Origin of the sequence: Staphylococcus simulans (assembly GCF_003043455.1) — a bacterium.
Lineage (GTDB): Bacteria > Bacillota > Bacilli > Staphylococcales > Staphylococcaceae > Staphylococcus > Staphylococcus simulans_A.
Genome location: NZ_PZGG01000008.1, coordinates 14440 through 29322, shown reverse-complemented (window position 1 = coordinate 29322; position 14883 = coordinate 14440). Strand labels below are relative to the sequence as shown.

16 protein-coding genes and 1 other annotated feature are annotated in these 14883 nt (G+C 37.8%); all 16 genes read right to left on the bottom strand.

The window, feature by feature from the left end:
- Nucleotides 1-54 precede the first annotated feature (54 nt).
- Nucleotides 55-3606, bottom strand: a complete 3552-nt coding sequence (gene rpoB / locus BU038_RS02630) for a DNA-directed RNA polymerase subunit beta (protein WP_107604677.1) — start codon at nt 3604-3606, stop codon at nt 55-57.
- A gap of 221 nt (nt 3607-3827) precedes the next feature.
- Nucleotides 3828-4433, bottom strand: a complete 606-nt coding sequence (locus BU038_RS02625; RefSeq protein ID WP_107604676.1) for a class I SAM-dependent methyltransferase — start codon at nt 4431-4433, stop codon at nt 3828-3830.
- A gap of 281 nt (nt 4434-4714) precedes the next feature.
- Nucleotides 4715-5083, bottom strand: coding sequence for a 50S ribosomal protein L7/L12 (rplL, locus tag BU038_RS02620; RefSeq protein WP_002481329.1), 369 nt, complete (start codon nt 5081-5083; stop codon nt 4715-4717).
- A gap of 44 nt (nt 5084-5127) precedes the next feature.
- A complete protein-coding gene (gene rplJ, locus BU038_RS02615) occupies nt 5128-5634 on the bottom strand; it encodes a 50S ribosomal protein L10 (protein ID WP_107604675.1) in 507 nt (168 codons plus the stop codon).
- Nucleotides 5635-5679: 45 nt separating this feature from the next.
- Nucleotides 5680-5825 (bottom strand) — a sequence feature (ribosomal protein L10 leader region).
- 141 nt (nt 5826-5966) lie between these two features.
- Nucleotides 5967-6662: a 50S ribosomal protein L1 gene (rplA, locus tag BU038_RS02605; RefSeq protein ID WP_002481327.1), complete on the bottom strand. Its 696-nt coding sequence runs from the start codon at nt 6660-6662 to the stop codon at nt 5967-5969.
- Nucleotides 6663-6856: 194 nt separating this feature from the next.
- A complete protein-coding gene (gene rplK, locus BU038_RS02600) occupies nt 6857-7279 on the bottom strand; it encodes a 50S ribosomal protein L11 (RefSeq protein WP_002481326.1) in 423 nt (140 codons plus the stop codon).
- Between the two features lie 152 nt (nt 7280-7431).
- The gene (gene nusG, locus BU038_RS02595; RefSeq protein ID WP_002481325.1) at nt 7432-7980 is read right to left on the bottom strand and encodes a transcription termination/antitermination protein NusG; all 549 of its coding nucleotides are present in this window, start codon (nt 7978-7980) and stop codon (nt 7432-7434) included.
- Nucleotides 7981-7994: 14 nt separating this feature from the next.
- The gene (gene secE / locus BU038_RS02590; protein WP_023016303.1) at nt 7995-8201 is read right to left on the bottom strand and encodes a preprotein translocase subunit SecE; all 207 of its coding nucleotides are present in this window, start codon (nt 8199-8201) and stop codon (nt 7995-7997) included.
- A gap of 46 nt (nt 8202-8247) precedes the next feature.
- Nucleotides 8248-8391: a 50S ribosomal protein L33 gene (gene rpmG, locus BU038_RS02585; protein ID WP_107604674.1), complete on the bottom strand. Its 144-nt coding sequence runs from the start codon at nt 8389-8391 to the stop codon at nt 8248-8250.
- A gap of 112 nt (nt 8392-8503) precedes the next feature.
- Nucleotides 8504-9079: an RNA polymerase sigma factor gene (locus BU038_RS02580; protein ID WP_107604673.1), complete on the bottom strand. Its 576-nt coding sequence runs from the start codon at nt 9077-9079 to the stop codon at nt 8504-8506.
- Nucleotides 9080-9156: 77 nt separating this feature from the next.
- Nucleotides 9157-9687: an NYN domain-containing protein gene (locus tag BU038_RS02575; protein ID WP_107604672.1), complete on the bottom strand. Its 531-nt coding sequence runs from the start codon at nt 9685-9687 to the stop codon at nt 9157-9159.
- A gap of 3 nt (nt 9688-9690) precedes the next feature.
- Nucleotides 9691-10434, bottom strand: a complete 744-nt coding sequence (gene rlmB, locus BU038_RS02570; RefSeq protein WP_002481321.1) for a 23S rRNA (guanosine(2251)-2'-O)-methyltransferase RlmB — start codon at nt 10432-10434, stop codon at nt 9691-9693.
- A gap of 4 nt (nt 10435-10438) precedes the next feature.
- On the bottom strand, nt 10439-10840 hold the full coding sequence (locus tag BU038_RS02565) for a Mini-ribonuclease 3 (RefSeq protein ID WP_002481320.1): 402 nt from the start codon (nt 10838-10840) through the stop codon (nt 10439-10441).
- Entirely contained in the window at nt 10833-12233 is a 1401-nt protein-coding gene (gene cysS / locus BU038_RS02560) for a cysteine--tRNA ligase (protein ID WP_107604671.1), read from the bottom strand. The genes BU038_RS02565 and cysS overlap by 8 nt, the downstream gene beginning before the upstream one ends.
- A complete protein-coding gene (cysE, locus tag BU038_RS02555) occupies nt 12217-12846 on the bottom strand; it encodes a serine O-acetyltransferase (protein ID WP_182676027.1) in 630 nt (209 codons plus the stop codon). The genes cysS and cysE overlap by 17 nt, the downstream gene beginning before the upstream one ends.
- A gap of 299 nt (nt 12847-13145) precedes the next feature.
- A complete protein-coding gene (gene gltX, locus BU038_RS02550; RefSeq protein WP_107604669.1) occupies nt 13146-14600 on the bottom strand; it encodes a glutamate--tRNA ligase in 1455 nt (484 codons plus the stop codon).
- Between the last annotated feature and the right edge of the window lie 283 nt (nt 14601-14883).

The following is a 14883-nucleotide window of genomic DNA, read 5'->3' as shown; positions in this document are numbered from 1 at the left end:
ACAATATTTGAATTTTTAACATTACGCTATTTGCTTATTGAACACCGAAATGAATTAGTCAGTTGTTTCTTTTTGTGATTCAGGAATTGAAGATTGTTGGATGTTTACTTTATGATCGTGCACATCATCTTCATCCATATCTGACATTTCAATTTCTTTATCATTTTCATCCATGACTTTAACATCAAGACCTAAACTTTGTAATTCTTTCATCAATACGCGGAATGATTCAGGAACACTTGGTCTAGAGATGTTTTCACCTTTAACGATCGCTTCATAAGTTTTTACACGACCTACAGTGTCATCAGATTTATAAGTTAGGATTTCTTGCAATGTGTATGCAGCACCATAAGCTTCAAGTGCCCATACCTCCATCTCACCGAAACGTTGTCCACCGAATTGTGCTTTACCACCAAGTGGTTGTTGTGTAACAAGTGAGTATGGTCCAGTTGAACGCGCATGTAATTTGTCGTCAACCATGTGTGCAAGTTTCAACATGTACATTACACCGACAGAGATACGGTTATCGAATGGTTCACCTGTACGTCCATCATATAATACAGTTTTACCATCTCTTGCCATACCTGCTTCTTCGATAGTAGACCATACATCATCATCGTTGGCACCATCGAATACTGGTGAAGCTACATGGATACCTAAGTTTTTAGCCGCCATACCTAAGTGTAATTCAAGTACTTGTCCGATGTTCATACGTGATGGTACACCTAGTGGGTTTAACATGATATCGATTGGTGTGCCGTCTGGTAAATAAGGCATATCTTCTTCAGGAACAATCTTAGAGATAACCCCTTTGTTACCGTGACGACCGCACATTTTATCCCCAACGTGGATTTTACGTTTTTGAACGATGTAAACACGTACTAATTGGTTTACACCTGGAGATAATGAATCATCGCCATCTTCACGATTGAAGACTTTGACATCTAATACGATACCGCCTGCACCATGTGGTACACGTAATGACGTATCACGAACTTCACGTGCTTTTTCACCGAAGATTGCGTGTAATAAACGTTCCTCAGCAGTTAATTCAGTAACACCTTTAGGTGTAACTTTACCAACTAAGATGTCACCATCTTTCACTTCTGCACCTACATAAACGATACCACGTTCATCTAAGTTTTTAAGTGCGCTTTCAGCAACGTTAGGGATGTCACGTGTAATTTCTTCAGGTCCAAGTTTTGTATCACGTGCTTCAGATTCATATTCTTCAATATGAATAGAAGTATAAACGTCATCTTTAACAAGACGTTCACTCATGATAACAGCATCCTCGTAGTTATAACCGTCCCAAGTCATGAATCCGACTACTACGTTACGTCCAAGTGCCATCTCACCAAGTTCCATTGAAGGACCGTCAGCTAAGATTTCACCTTGAGATACAACGTCGCCGACTTTAACGATTGGGCGTTGGTTGTAACAAGTACCTGAGTTAGAACGTTTGAATTTAGCTAATCTATACGTATCTACTTCGCCTTCGTATTCTTGACCATCTTCTTCAATAATACGACGTACTTTAATTTCGTTAGATTCTACATGTTCTACACGACCAAAATGCTTGTTGATAACAGCAGCACCTGAGTCACGTGCAGCCACATGTTCCATACCTGTACCTACGAATGGAGATTCAGGGTTCATCAATGGTACTGCTTGACGTTGCATGTTCGCACCCATTAACGCACGGTTAGAGTCATCATTCTCTAAGAATGGGATACATGCTGTCGCTGCAGATACAACTTGTTTAGGAGAAACGTCCATGTAGTCCATTTTCTCTCTATCCATAGTTGTGTTGTTACCACGGAAACGACAAACGATTTCTTCGTCTAAGAAATGACCTTCGTCATCTAAACGTGAGTTCGCTTGTGCAACCACATAGCTGTCTTCTTCGTCTGCAGTAAGGTAATCGATTTGATCTGTTACCGCATTTTTCTCATGGTCAACTTTACGATATGGTGTTTCAATGAAACCAAATTCATTGACACGCGCATAACTTGATAATGAGTTGATTAAACCGATGTTCGGACCCTCTGGTGTCTCGATTGGACACATACGGCCATAGTGAGAGTAATGCACGTCACGTACTTCCATTTGTGCACGTTCACGTGTTAAACCACCAGGTCCAAGGGCAGATAGACGACGTTTATGTGTCAACTCTGCTAATGGGTTCGCTTGGTCCATGAATTGTGATAATTGAGAGCTACCAAAGAATTCTTTGATAGATGCAATCACTGGACGAATGTTGATTAATTGTTGTGGTGTAATAGAATCTGTATCTTGAATAGACATTCTTTCACGAACGACACGTTCCATTCTTGATAAACCGATTCTGAATTGGTTTTGAAGTAATTCGCCTACTGAACGTAAACGACGGTTACCTAAGTGGTCAATATCATCTGTTTGACCTACACCATACAATAAGTTGAAGAAGTAAGACATAGACGCAACAATGTCAGCTGGTGTAATACATTTCACTTCTGAATCAGGGAATGCATTACCGATTACTGTTGTTGTGCGGCCTTCTTCATCATTCGGTACATAAATTTTAATTGATTGTGTTTCAACAGGTTCATTTACGATGCTGTCATCTAACTCATCAACTTCGATGTTTGCGTTAGATTCTAAAACATCCATAATATCGTCTAGTTTACGACGGTCTAAAACTGTGCCTTCTTCAGCAACAATTTCACCTGTTTCAGTATTAACGATCGGTTCAGCCAATTTTTGGTTGAATAAACGATGTTTCAAATGAAGCTTTTTATTCATTTTATAGCGACCAACACTTGCTAGGTCATAACGTTTCGGTTCGAAGAAACGAGAGTAAAGCAAGCTTTTCGCGTTTTCTACTGTAGGTGGTTCGCCAGGGCGTAAACGTTCATAAATTTCTAATAGTGCTTGATCTGTATTTTCAGTGCCATCTTTTTCTAAAGTGTTACGTAGGTATTCGTTGTCACCTAATAAATCAATAATTGATTGATCAGTTGAATAACCTAAAGCACGTAATAATACAGTTAATGGTAATTTTCTTGTTCTATCGATACGAACGTAAACGATGTCTTTCGCATCAGTTTCGAATTCTAACCAAGCACCACGGTTAGGAATTACTGTCGCATCATAGTTTTCACGACCATTTTTATCGATTTTTTCATTGAAGTATACGGATGGAGAACGAACTAATTGTGATACAATAACACGTTCAGCACCATTGATCACGAAAGTACCTGTATCAGTCATTAATGGGAAATCACCCATGAAGACTTCTTGGTCTTTCACTTCTCCTGTTTCTTTGTTAATAAGACGCACTTTGACACGAAGAGGTGCAGCATAAGTTGCGTCGCGGTTCTTAGATTCCTCTAAATCGTATTTCGGTTCACCCAATCTATAATCTACAAATTCTAAAGAAAGGTTGCCTGTGAAGTCTTCGATTGGAGAAATGTCACGGAACATTTCTAATAAGCCTTCTTTTAAGAACCATTCATAAGATTTAGTTTGAATTTCAATAAGGTTTGGTAATTCTAAAACCTCAGAAATTCTCGCGTAATTTCTACGTTTACGATGTCTTCCATATTGGACAAATTTACCTGCCAAACAGATTCACCCCTCAAAAATTGTTCGAATGTCTCTTACATATTAAAATAAACAATACGTTAACAAGACAAAAAGAAAACGGCAGCACACCCGATGACACCATTTTCTATTCTGCGTTATTAAAGATTTACTTTGTTATTTTATACGTAAAAGTACACACTTCTTGAACATAAATTTTTACATTCTATAACTATATCAGAAATAAATATGGTTGTCAATGGTTAACGCTTGCTTTTCAAAATGTAATACCCTTTCTCTTTGGTTAAGGTTTCTACATTTCCAAAAACAGCTTCCATTTTCTTTTTCGCCGAAGGCCTACCTTGCTTTTTCTGAATTACAACGTATAATTCACCTTCTGCTCTCAACTTCTCATGTGCATCTTCTAAAATGCCATGAACCACTGACTTTCCAGCCCTGATTGGCGGATTCGTCACGATCATGTCACAAGAATTATCCGGAACTTCAGCTAAACCATCACTCTCTTTTACAGTGACATTTTCAATATGGTTTTTCTCACTATTTTCTTTTGCTAAATCTAGTGCACGATGGTTCACATCCAACATAATAACGTGGTGATGCGGAGATACTTTCGCAATCATCAAACCAATCGGTCCATATCCACATCCGACATCAACAATTGTCTTCTTAGGCCCTGGCGGATGCTCTTTTAAAAACGTACGCACTAATAAGTCTGAGCCGAAATCTATTTTCCCTTTAGAAAATACACCGGCATCAGTCACTAGATTCAATTCGTTTTGATGATAATGGTATTTAAATGTCTCTTTATGACTTTCAACTTTAGGATCTTTGTCATAATAATGACTCATGCTTACACCTCATTACTTTACATTAGAAGCTGTTCGAGTATACTCTTCCATTTCAACAAAGACAAGTTTACCCTTTACTTTAAGGATACACATTTCATCAGTCATTTGCTATAAATACCTTTCGTTCTATAATGAGTTGTACTCATTAGAAAAACCCCGTTAACTCAATAACGGGGTTTTCATTTCTCAAAGAATTCAGGCTGTGAAACTAAGTTTCACACATTAACAATGGTTATTAGCCTCGTTCTCTTTTCATTTAGTTATTGGCTGTGGCAATAGAATTATTTTAATTCTACAGTTGCGCCAACTTCTTCTAATGTTTCTTTAAGTTTTTCAGCTTCTTCTTTAGGTAAAGCTTCTTTGATTACTTTAGGAGCGTTGTCTACTAATTCTTTAGCGTCTTTTAATCCTAAACCAGTTGCGTCTTTAACAGCTTTAACAACTTTGATTTTAGATGAACCAGCTGAAGTTAACTCAACGTCAAATTCAGTTTTTTCTGCTGCTGCGTCGCCGCCGCCTGCTGCACCTGCTGCTGCTACTGGAGCTGCTGCAGTTACACCAAATTCTTCTTCGATTGCTTTTACTAAGTCATTTAATTCTAATACTGACATTTCTTTAATTGCTTCAATGATTTGTTCTTGATTAGCCATTATATATTTCCTCCATTTTTTAAATAATTAATTGTTGGTACTGATTATTCAGCACTTTCTTCTTCTTCTTTAGATTCTCCAACTGCTTTAACCGCATAAGCGAAGTTGCGTACAGGAGCTTGTAATACAGAAAGTAACATAGAAACAAGACCGTCGTGTGATGGTAATGAACCAACAGTTTTAACTTCTTCTGCTGAGATAACGCTACCTTCCATTACGCCTGTTTTAATTTCTAAAGCTTCGTGATCTTTAGCAAATCCAGCGATAACTTTTGCAGGAGCAACTACATCTTCAGTAGTTGTTGCAATAGCTGTTGGACCTGTTAAGAATTCGTCAAGACCTTCGATTCCCGCTTGTTCAGCAGCACGACGTAACATAGTGTTTTTGTAAACTTTGTACTCAACACCAGCTTCACGTAATTGTTTACGTAATTCTGTTACTTCTTCTACTGTTAAACCACGGTAATCTACGATTACTGTTGAAACAGAATTTTTAAGTTGATCAGCGATTTGTTCAACTAATTGTTTTTTCGCTTCAATAATTCCAGACATTTAGACACCTCCATACATATTTTGTTCGGTGCTTTTTTTGAGCTTTACCCAATAAAAAAAGCACTTTCACCCTACGGCAAAAAGTGCTTGAAAGTTTCATAGTTCACGTTCAAGTCAATTTTAGCCTCGGTAGGATCTAGTTTTAAGTTATCTCTAACTCCTACTGTCTTAGGTAAAATAATCACATTAACCAATATAACTGTTTCAATGTGATATGTCAATAAGTAATTAAAAAAACTAGAGAAAATATTTTCAGCTGTCTCAGATATGAATCGATACGATTGGCACTTTGCAACTTTTACATTTTCTCTAGTTCTTAAATTTCATTTATATTATAGTTTGAAGTTTGAAGTATCTACTTTAACACCAGGACCCATTGTAGTTGAAACTGCAACAGATTTGAAGTAAGTACCTTTAGCTGAAGCTGGTTTAGCTTTTGCTAATACATCTTGGATAGTGTTGAAGTTATCAACTAAATCCTCAGTACTGAATGATACTTTACCGATTGAAGCGTGGACGATACCAGCTTTTTCAGCACGGTATTCTACTTTACCTGCTTTAATTTCTTCAACCGCTTTTTTAACATCCATAGTTACTGTGCCAGTTTTAGGGTTAGGCATTAAACCTTTAGGTCCTAATACACGACCTAATTTACCAACTTCGCCCATCATGTCCGGTGTAGCAACAACTACATCGAAGTCGAACCAGCCTTGTTGGATTTTGTTAGCGTATTCTGATTCGCCTACGTAATCAGCGCCAGCTGCTTCTGCTTCAGCAGCTTTGTCACCTTTCGCGAATACTAATACACGTTGTGTTTTACCAGTACCGTGTGGTAATACTACTGCACCACGGATTTGCTGGTCATTTTTACGAGTATCGATACCTAAACGGAATGCTACTTCTACAGAAGCGTCGAAGTTTGCAACGCTAGTTTCTTTAGCTAAGCTGATTGCTTCTTCAACAGCGTAATAAGTATTACGGTCAACTTTTTTAGCAGCATCTAGATACTTTTTACCTTTTTTAGCCATTTATATTTCCTCCTTTAGTGGTTTTAGCGGAATGTCCTCCCACATTACTTGCTTATGCAAGTTAAGAGCAGATGACCTTGTGAGCTGTTCGCAATTTTTATTCATTGGATTAACTTTAATGTCATCTGCCATGTTTGTTTCAAGTTTCTGATTGTTATTCGTTTCGTCAGATGAGCAAGCTCATCTTTACGCTATTATTCTACAGTGATACCCATACTACGAGCAGTACCTTCAACAATACGCATTGCTGCTTCGATGTCTGCTGCGTTTAAGTCAGGCATTTTAGTTTCAGCGATTTCACGTACTTGATCTTTAGTTACTGTAGCAACTTTGTTTTTGTTAGGTTCACCAGAACCTTTGTCAACGCCAGCTGCTTTTTTAAGTAGTACTGGAGCCGGTGGAGTTTTAGTGATGAATGTAAATGAGCGGTCCTCATATACACTGATTTCTACCGGAATGATTAAACCTGCTTGTTCTTGTGTTCTCGCGTTGAATTCTTTACAGAATCCCATAATGTTCACACCTGCTTGACCTAATGCTGGACCAACTGGTGGTGCTGGGTTCGCTTTACCTGCAGGAATTTGCAATTTAACTACTTTTTCTACTTTTTTAGCCACGATGTGCACCTCCTTGATATCGTGATGTGGTCACAGGGCTCAATTTTGCCCTCCCACTCTTAAAACATTTCGTGACGAAATGGCCTCCTTCTTCCAAAGGACGACCATAGTATTATATCATTGAAAAATTGTAAAATCAACACCTATTCGAATTACAATTTTTCGATTTGATCAAATTCGACTTCAACCGGAGTTTCTCTGCCAAACATATCTACTAATACTGTAAGCTTGAATTTATCTGCTTCGATTTCTTGTACTTCACCGACTTGGTTGGCAAATGGGCCAGACTTGATACGAACTTGTTCTCCAACTTCGACTTCAACATCAATTGTTTTTTCTTTCATTCCCATTTGTTTTAAAATAAAGCGGACTTCATCCGGCAACAGCGGGTTAGGTTTTGATCCAGCACCTGCTGAACCGACAAATCCTGTTACACCTGGTGTGTTACGTACTACATACCATGACTCATCTGTCATGACTAACTCTACCAAGACATAGCCAGGGAAAGTTTTTTTCGTGATTTTCTTCGCTTTACCGTCTTTAACTTGTGTTTCCTCTTCTTCAGGTATGACAACTCTGAAAATCTGTTCTGTCATATTCATTGATTCAACACGTTTTTCTAAATTTTTCTTAACTTTATTTTCATAGCCAGAGTAAGTATGCACGGCATACCAACGCTTTGCTCCAACTTCTTCAGACATGCTGTCACTCCTCATTAACTAATTAATTCTATTAATCTACCGATTCCCAAATCTAAGGCATAGAAGAAGATTAAGAAAAATAATACTGTAACAATTACAATTGTTGTGTATTTTACGAGTTCTTGACCAGTCGGCCAGCTCGTTTTCTCCATCTCAGATATAACGCCTTTGAAGAAACTCTCTTTTGGTGCTTTTGATTTTTTGTTTTTATCTTCAGCCATTGTCGTACCTCCAATTAATCAATAATTTCATCTTGGCCTTTAGCAATTACTTCGATTCCTTGTGTACTGTATGCGCATTGCACGTTTTGCAATACTTCTTCAACACGAGTCTTTCTGCAAGGTTGCTGTTTTTTGGTACGGTATAGTTTCTATTGCCGCAAATTTCACAGTTAAGCGGGACTTTCTTCATAATACCTTCACCTTACCTATATTAAATACTCACTAACTATACATAAGAAACCCTCAAATTGTCAAACGTCTAGTGAATTGTAAGTTGTATCTATAAGTGTAACGAAACGCAATTATGCATCCAATAATTCCTGCATTTCACGCAACTTCACTTTACTACGATGAAGGGCATTATAAACTGCCTTTTCACTTAAATCCATCGCTTGTGCTGTTTCACTTGGGGAATAATCATCCAATATATATTGTACTACTTCTCGCTCTAATTTGCTTAATTTCTTACAACAATTAAGCAGAATTTCCGAACGTTCTTTTAAAATGAGTTGTTCTTCGACAGATGGCAATTGAACACGATAACTACACGCTGCTTCTTGAACAAGACAATCTTGTTGTACTCTTAATCGTTTTTGTCTTCTGTAATAATCGTATTTAGAGGTACTGACTAAACGATTGAAGTAATGTTCAAATGGTATAGTTTCTATCGTTTTAAAATGATAAATATTTCTGCTGATTCTTAAGGAGATATCTTGTATCAAGTCATCACAATCATGCGGTGCAATTGAAGGATGAATCAGCCGACTGCGTATAAACGGCTGCAACACTTCTAGTAATTGATGCATCGCTTGATCGTCATGCGTTTGCGCAAGATGTATAAGAGAGACAATATCTTGAGGTATGGAAGTTTTCTGCATTGCGATAAGTTCGATCCTTTCATAAAAGTGAACTTATCATAGCGGAATGCTATTGAAATAAGCAATGTACAGAAACCTTATTTTTCTTGGTCGCCTCTTCTGATTTTTTCAAATTCTGATAACACTTCATCTGTGAGTTGGATTCGTGTTCGAGGTTTATTATTATTGAACGTTTTCATTGATGATTCGACGCTCGCTTCATTCAACTTGATGTTCTGCCACATCTCTCGAGACGAAATACGGTAAGCACCCGTACCGAAAATGGCGTGCTGCTCACTCATATCGCTCGTAACAACAGCAATATGGGTTGTATGTTTATCATATAACCCATAGACAAATCGCTCTATAAAACTGTCAGCTGTTTCGTGTTCTTTCGTGAAAATCGTTCGTACCCCGTGGTAATAAAACTCACTTTCATTACCTTCTTGTTCATAAGCGTCAAAGACACATATTACATCGTCTGCCACAGTCGCATTATAGTTGCCGATAGCTAACAGCAACTTTTCTCTAGCTTCTTCTAAATTCTCTTTAGCCAGTTCTGATAACGTACGACTATGACCAATCATATTGTAACCGTCGATGATTAAATACCGATCCTTGTGCTTCATAGCTTATTCTCCAACCGGATGACGTTTTCGATAGATTTCATACATCATTAAGCTCGCTGCAACTGATGCATTTAAACTGTTGATATGTCCCACCATAGGAATCTTAATATAAAAATCACATTTTTCTTTAACAAGTCGGCTCATACCATGACCTTCGTTACCAATCACAATAGCTAGCGGCATATCCGCACTCATTTGTCGGTAATCTGTAGCGTTGTCGGCTGCAGTCCCTGCAATCCAATAACCTTCTTCTTTCAACTTATCCATTGTCTGTGATAAGTTTGTCACGCGTGTTACCGGAATGTGTTGAATCGCACCTGCAGATGCTTTAGCAACTGTTTGTGTTAAAGCAACAGAGCGGCGTTTCGGTATAATGACACCATCTACACCTGCTGCATCTGCAGTTCTTAAAATAGAACCTAAGTTATGCGGATCTTCTAAACCATCCAGTAACATTAATGTAGGTAAATGGTCTTGCGCTTTAAGTTTCGCAAGTAAATCATCTAACTCTACATATTCATATGGTGCAACCAATGCCGCGACACCTTGGTGCGGCGCTTCAGCTAATCCGTCTAATTTCGTTTTTGGGACGGTCTGCACAATCAATTTTTGCTTTTTTGCATTTTTTAAGATTTCGTCAAGTTGTTGCTTTTTCACGCCATCTTGAATCAAAATCTTGTTGATGGGATGCCCAGAAGTAATTGCTTCTTTTACGGCATGTCTCCCTACAATTACTGAATCTTCCACATCCTCACTCCCTTTCTTCGACTTCAGTTACAATACGCTCAAGCAATGATTCCAATCGGTCTGATTGGTGGTCTAAATATAAGAAACCAATGACCGCTTCCAACCCAGAGCTTTTACGATACGTCTGAATGTCAGTATTTTTTGCTTTTGTATGGCTTTTCGCATTACGTCCTCTGCGTACAATTTCTAATTCTTCTTCTGTAAACCAATCCGACTGCATCAAACTTTCTAACGTAATAGCCTGGCTTTTCGCAGACACAAAGCGTTTGGCTTGTTGATGCAGACGATTCGGTTTTGCACGCAATTTCAAAATGATATGCGTTCTGACATATTGATCTAAAACTGCATCCCCCATATACGCTAAAGATAATGGGTTCAGCAGTTTGATATTTTCTTGATTATCCACGTTTGAATCTCACGCCTTGCGGTGTATCTTCAAGGATAATATTTTGTGCTTTTAATTCATCACGAATTTCATCTGCACGTGCATAATCTTTGTTTTTTCGCGCTTGATTACGTTCTTCAATTAAGGCTTCAATATCTTCATCTAACAATTCATCATGTTGTTTGCCTTTTAATGGTACACCTAAGACATCACTGAAGATTTGGAACACTTCTTTAAAGCGTTCAATTACTTTTTTAGATGTTGTATTTTCCATTACATATTTATTCGCAAGTTTCGCTAAATCATACCAAGTTGTAATCGCATTAGCTGTGTTGAAATCATCATCCATAACCGTTTCAAATTGTTTTAATAACGCATCAATTTGTTCGATATAGTCTGATTGATCTTCAATGTCTGAGGCAATCGTTTCTCTTTCTTCAATTGCTTGGTAACTATTACGGATACGTTCTAAACCAGCTTTCGCAGATTCAACTAATTCCATGTTGTAGTTGATTGGACTGCGATAATGCACACTAATCATAAAGAAACGTAATACATCAGGGTCTACTTCTTTAATAATGTCATGTACGAGTACGAAGTTTCCTAATGACTTACTCATTTTTTCATTATTGATATTAATGAAACCATTATGCATCCAGTAATTCGCAAATGTCGCATGGTTATGTGCCTCAGATTGCGCAATTTCATTCTCATGGTGAGGGAACTGCAAGTCGCTGCCGCCTGCGTGGATATCAATCGTTTCACCTAATTCATGATATGCCATTACAGAGCATTCAATATGCCAGCCTGGACGACCTTTACCAAATGGGCTGTCCCAACTAATTTCTCCAGGTTTCGCCTTTTTCCATAATGTGAAATCTAATGCATCTTCTTTTTGTTCACCTGATTCGATACGCGCACCGACTTTTAAATCATCGATAGATTGATGACTTAATTTACCATAACCTTCGAACTTACGTGTTCTGAAGTAAACATCGCCTTCACTTTCATAAGCATAACCTTGATCCACTAGGTTTTGGATAAACGCAATAATATCATCCATGTGATTCATCACACGTGGGTTAGATGTGGCTTTTCTAACATTCAATGCACCTGTATCTTCATAGAAAGCTTGAATATAACGGTCAGCAATTTCTTGAACACTTTCGTTCAATTCTTTTGAACGTTTGATTAATTTATCGTCCACGTCTGTAAAGTTAGATACATAATTGACATCATAACCTTTATATTCAAAGTAACGACGTACAACATCATAGTTGATAGCCGGACGTGCATTACCGATATGAATATAGTTATAAACCGTTGGACCGCAGACATACATCTTAACTTTGCCTTCTTCTATCGGCTTAAACGGTTCTTTTTGTCTCGTCAATGTATTATATAATGTAATCATCTTGAATCTCTCCATTCTTCACTTGCTCTAGTTGCTTTTCTAATTGTTTCATTTGTTCGTAAATCGGGTCCGGTAAGTTGAGATGATCAAAGTTTTTACCGATACGTTTACCATGTTGTTTTACAATATGGCCAGGAATACCGACAACCGTTGAATAGCTTGGTACATCAGTTAATACAACTGAGTTCGCCCCGATATTGACATTAGAGTCTACTTTGATATTACCTAAAATCTTTGAGCCTGCCGCAATTAAGACATTATCGCCAATGTCAGGGTGACGTTTGCCTTTTTCTTTGCCAGTACCGCCAAGAGTGACACCTTGATAAATTGTAACGTTATCACCAATCGTACAAGTTTCACCAATCACCACACCCATGCCGTGATCGATAAATAAACGCTTGCCGATTTTAGCTCCTGGATGAATTTCAATACCAGTGAAAAAGCGTGATATTTGTGAAATAATACGTGCAGCCACGTAGTGCTTTTTATTATAAAGTTTATGTGCAAGCAAGTGATTCCATACTGCATGCAATCCTGCATACGTTGTTACTACCTCAAATGATGTCTTAGCTGCAGGATCTTGTTCGAATACCATTTTTATATCGTCTCTCATTCTTTTAAACAAGTTATTCCCCTCCTATTTATAACGAAAGCACCTCTAACAACTTAATGTCAGAGGTGCTTCGCACGGTTCCACTCTTCTTCAGCATACGAAAAAACAATTTTCATATACTCTCTCAAATCCCGTATTTATCATTGTCCGAACCAAGGTGCATTCAATAATGTTCAAGATGTGCTCGCAGCAACCGCACACTCTCTGGGCTTGAAACATTACCTACTAATCCTTAGTAGTAATTACTTTTAATAATAGGTGGTTTATGCTGAAAATTCAAGCAAGGTTACCCACTAAAATTATAGATATTTTTTCAAACGTTTTAATACTTTTTCTTTACCTAATACTTCCATTGTATTCGGTAATTCCGGTCCATGCATTTCGCCTGTTACCGCAACACGAATCGGCATAAATAATTGTTTACCTTTGATACCTGTTTCTTTTTGAACAGCTTTAATTGTTTTCTTAATTTCAGCCGCTTCAAATGGTTCTAATTCTTCTAGTTTGCCATATAAATGCTCCATCAATTCTGGTACTTGTTCACCATTGATGACTTCTTGTTCTTCTTCATTTAATGCAACTTCATCTCTGAAGAAGATTTCAGAAAGTGGTACGATTTCACCAGCATAACTCATTTCTTTTTGATATAAACCAATTAATTTGCGACCCCAGTCTAAGTCTTCTTCTGAAGGTGATTCTGGAATCAAACCTGCATTGATTAAGTGAGGTAACGCTAATTCAAAGACAGTTTCTGAGTCTTTTTGTTTCATATATTGGTTGTTTACCCAAGCTAATTTTTTCTTATCGAAGAACGCTGGTGATTTTTGTAAACGATTTTCATCGAATAATTTAATGAATTCTTCTTTAGAGAAGATTTCTTCTTCACCTTCTGGTGACCAGCCAAGTAATGTGATGAAGTTGAACAATGCTTCAGGCAAGTAACCTAAGTCACGGTATTGCTCGATGAATTGTAAGATTTGACCATCACGTTTACTTAATTTTTTACGTTGTTCGTTAACGATTAATGAAATATGACCAAAACGTGGTGGTTCCCAACCGAATGCTTCATAAATCATTAATTGTTTTGGTGTATTAGATACATGGTCATCACCACGGATAACATCTGAGATTTCCATATAATGGTCATCTGCAGCTACCGCAAAGTTATAAGTCGGTACACCGTCTTTTTTCACAATAACCCAGTCGCCGATGTTATCAGATTCGAATGACACTTCACCTTTAACCATGTCATCAAATTTGTATACTTTGCCTTTAGGCACACGGAAACGAATTGAAGGTTTACGTCCTTCTGCTTCAAACGCTTCTTGTTCTTCTTTTGTTAAGTGTGCGTGTTTACCACCATAACGAGGTGTTTCACCACGTGCAATTTGGCCTTCACGTTCTGCTTCTAATTCTTCTTCAGTCATATAACATTTATACGCTTTATCTTCTGCTAATAATTGTTCTACTAAAGGATTATAGAATTTGCCACGTTCAGATTGACGATACGGACCATAACCTCCGTCTTTATCTACAGATTCATCCCAATCAAGACCTAACCATTTCAAGTTGCTGAATTGAGAAGATTCGCCGTCTTCTAGGTTACGTTTCTTATCCGTATCCTCAATACGTACGATAAAGTCCCCATCATAGTGTTTAGCAAATAAATAGTTGAATAGTGCTGTTCTAGCGTTTCCGATATGCAAATAACCAGTTGGACTTGGTGCATATCTGACTCTTACGCGTTCACTCATTATTTCGTTCACTCCTGTATTTTTAGATTATTGATTAAAGAAAGTTCGAGAAATCAACTACCCCTTCATATTTCAGAGATAGCGATACTTCAGAATGTGCTTGATTATTCATGATAAACCGCGGTCAAAAGCAGTGACAAGACCTGTCTGTTTGACTGACATAAATAGCCAGGCAGTTCTGTACCCATTCTTACTTATTGTAGCATTACAAGCCCTATTTGGTAAGCCCATTTGCTTACACGAATCAACTCTGATTACCCTTCTGTTCCATGTGAAACAAGGG

What these genes read in the sequence shown, in the direction of transcription:
- BU038_RS02625 (WP_107604676.1), bottom strand. Translation starts at nt 4,433, where the DNA reads ATGAGTCATTATTATGACAAAGATCCTAAAGTTGAAAGTCATAAAGAG.
- rplL (WP_002481329.1), bottom strand. Translation starts at nt 5,083, where the DNA reads ATGGCTAATCAAGAACAAATCATTGAAGCAATTAAAGAAATGTCAGTA.
- rplJ (WP_107604675.1), bottom strand. Translation starts at nt 5,634, where the DNA reads ATGTCTGGAATTATTGAAGCGAAAAAACAATTAGTTGAACAAATCGCT.
- rplA (WP_002481327.1), bottom strand. Translation starts at nt 6,662, where the DNA reads ATGGCTAAAAAAGGTAAAAAGTATCTAGATGCTGCTAAAAAAGTTGAC.
- nusG (WP_002481325.1), bottom strand. Translation starts at nt 7,980, where the DNA reads ATGTCTGAAGAAGTTGGAGCAAAGCGTTGGTATGCCGTGCATACTTAC.
- secE (WP_023016303.1), bottom strand. Translation starts at nt 8,201, where the DNA reads ATGGCTGAAGATAAAAACAAAAAATCAAAAGCACCAAAAGAGAGTTTC.
- rpmG (WP_107604674.1), bottom strand. Translation starts at nt 8,391, where the DNA reads ATGAAGAAAGTCCCGCTTAACTGTGAAATTTGCGGCAATAGAAACTAT.
- BU038_RS02580 (WP_107604673.1), bottom strand. Translation starts at nt 9,079, where the DNA reads ATGCAGAAAACTTCCATACCTCAAGATATTGTCTCTCTTATACATCTT.
- BU038_RS02575 (WP_107604672.1), bottom strand. Translation starts at nt 9,687, where the DNA reads ATGAAGCACAAGGATCGGTATTTAATCATCGACGGTTACAATATGATT.
- cysS (WP_107604671.1), bottom strand. Translation starts at nt 12,233, where the DNA reads ATGATTACATTATATAATACATTGACGAGACAAAAAGAACCGTTTAAG.
- cysE (WP_182676027.1), bottom strand. Translation starts at nt 12,846, where the DNA reads ATGAGAGACGATATAAAAATGGTATTCGAACAAGATCCTGCAGCTAAG.
- gltX (WP_107604669.1), bottom strand. Translation starts at nt 14,600, where the DNA reads ATGAGTGAACGCGTAAGAGTCAGATATGCACCAAGTCCAACTGGTTAT.